The 2,036-nt window shown below is 45.0% G+C and carries 2 protein-coding genes and 1 pseudogene; 2 read left to right on the top strand and 1 reads right to left on the bottom strand.

Features of this window, described 5'->3' with window-relative positions:
- Nucleotides 1-114 precede the first annotated feature (114 nt).
- A pseudogene (locus tag AC1DWB_RS34130) lies at nt 115-330 on the top strand (NADPH-dependent FMN reductase); the annotation flags it as partial.
- Between the two features lie 56 nt (nt 331-386).
- On the opposite strand, the gene AC1DWB_RS34135 reads toward AC1DWB_RS34130, so the two are convergent.
- On the bottom strand, nt 387-1,334 hold the full coding sequence (locus AC1DWB_RS34135) for a helix-turn-helix transcriptional regulator (protein WP_477545518.1): 948 nt from the start codon (nt 1,332-1,334) through the stop codon (nt 387-389).
- 113 nt (nt 1,335-1,447) lie between these two features.
- On the opposite strand from AC1DWB_RS34135, the gene AC1DWB_RS34140 reads away from it, so the two are divergent.
- Nucleotides 1,448-1,879 carry a VOC family protein gene (locus tag AC1DWB_RS34140; protein WP_477545517.1) on the top strand — a complete coding sequence of 144 codons (432 nt, stop codon included), beginning with the start codon at nt 1,448-1,450 and terminating at the stop codon, nt 1,877-1,879.
- Nucleotides 1,880-2,036 lie beyond the last annotated feature (157 nt).

Consider the following 2,036-nt stretch of genomic DNA (forward strand, 5'->3'; position numbering starts at 1 on the left):
TTCTTGAGACGCATCAGATCCCGATAGTTTGGCACAATTGTATGACAACACCAAGCAAGCACCGCTTCCACTAATGGAAACGGTGCTTATTTGTTAACACGCGGCAGATTCCCCATGACCGGTGTACCTGCGCTTGATAAATCCCATATATCAGGGCAATATTCGAAATCCCACACCATCAAATGGGCCGATAAAATCAAGTTGTTCGACGGATATGTATTTGTAACGCCTGAATACAACCATTCCATCCCCGGCGCTCTTAAAAATGCGATCGATTTCCTATATGCCGAATGGAACAATAAAGCCGCCGGCATCGTTGCATACGGAGCGGCGGCCGGAACTTTCGGGCTTTGTCACCCCAAAAACGTGACCAATCAAGTAGTTCTTTACCGATATTGCGCCATTAGTTTGTCCAGCATTTCTCTCATAACATGGATCAACTCGTCTGGTGCTTTTACTTTTGCATCCGTACCCAATCCAATAAAAAATTGGCCGAAAAATGGAAGGCTGCTCGCGGGGATTTGATAGCCCAGCCATCCTGTGCCGTCTTCTCGAACTTGAATCTGCATTTTGTGCGCCGGCCACATTTCGGTCTCGTATCTCTGCACACCTGTTACAGTAAGCTCAACATAAAGTTCCAAAGCCGGACTTTCCTCTTCAATGTAAGACTCCCAGTTTCCTGTATGCACATGCGTCAAATCGGCCGCTTTCAGTTCGGACAGTTCAACAGATCTAACCCGGTCACAGCGAAACAAGCGAAATTCGCGGCGGTGAAAGCAATAGGCCGGACAATACCAAAACCCGTTGCTGGCATAAATCCCGACCGGCTGAACATCTCTTGACCGCTTATGCTGTTTCGATTCGTATTCCATGCGCACCACTTTTTGATCGATCGCAGCATCCAGCAACAATCTCAAATAAGGCGTGCTTGCATGTCTCATCGGTGTTACCAGATCAAATCGTTTCCGCATCCGGTCGATACGGTCCCGAATATCTTCCGGCATATAAGAGTAAAATTTCCGCAACACTGAATTTGTTTCCGCCTCAAACGGAAGATCCGCGTAGTGCCTCAATGCATGGCTGGCAAAAAAAACAGCAAGCGCTTCGCCTTCCGTAAAAGCAACTGGGGGCAGCATTCTCTCGTTAATCATCTTATATCCCCCATGCTGACCGACCTCCGAATAAAAAGGAACCCCCAGCGCGCTTAACTCCTGCATATCCCGCACAATCGTCCGCGTGGAAACTCCAAATTCATTGGCAAGCTCTTTGGCGTTGAAAGACTTCTTTTTGTTGATGGACATCATCATCTCGATCAGTCTTTTGGACTTTGCCATTATAAGCTCCTTTTCATTATTACGACAAGTATTGTCACTATTGTACGATATGATGCTAATGAAGTCCAAAACAACACAAATTGGACAATTTAATTGAAAAGGAGAATGTTTAAATGTCAATGCGCTCAACGACGTTCATCATGCTGGATGGACAAGCTGCGGAAGCGATTGAGTTCTACCGGGAAGCGTTGAACTCGAAATTACTGTTCAAAACTACGTACGGGGAAGGCAAGGATGCCGATAGTTTGCCTGAAGAATGGAAAACCCGTGTTTCCCATGCCGTGTTACAAACCGGTGAAAATGATATGATGGTCGCTGATCTCTTTCCGGGGCAACCTTATGTAATCGGAAATCAGGTGAATATTTGCATTACAGCGACGCAACAAAGCGAGATTGAAGAAATGTTTAATAAATTGAGCGACAGAGGGCAAGTAATGGTCCCGTTGCAAGAAACTGAATTTAGTCCCTGCTTCGGGATGGTGACAGACCGTTTTAACATTACATTCCAATTCTACATGAACGATACAACAAGCAGTTGGAGCTGAAAATAATAGGCCATGACCGGGGAGAAATCCCCGGTTTTTTTATGAAGGTGTATGAAAAGTCATTAATCGAACAGGCAGGATAGTTCAATCACTTCGCGAATTTAAAAACTAAAGAGCTTAATATACATATTACGATTATAAGGAGTAACACAATGAG

The sequence above is a fragment of the Paenibacillus sp. P4_E11 genome (genome assembly GCF_056401635.1).

Coding starts and splice junctions, on each gene's coding strand:
- AC1DWB_RS34135 (WP_477545518.1), bottom strand. CDS start 1,334: ATGGCAAAGTCCAAAAGACTGATCGAGATGATGATGTCCATCAACAAA.
- AC1DWB_RS34140 (WP_477545517.1), top strand. CDS start 1,448: ATGTCAATGCGCTCAACGACGTTCATCATGCTGGATGGACAAGCTGCG.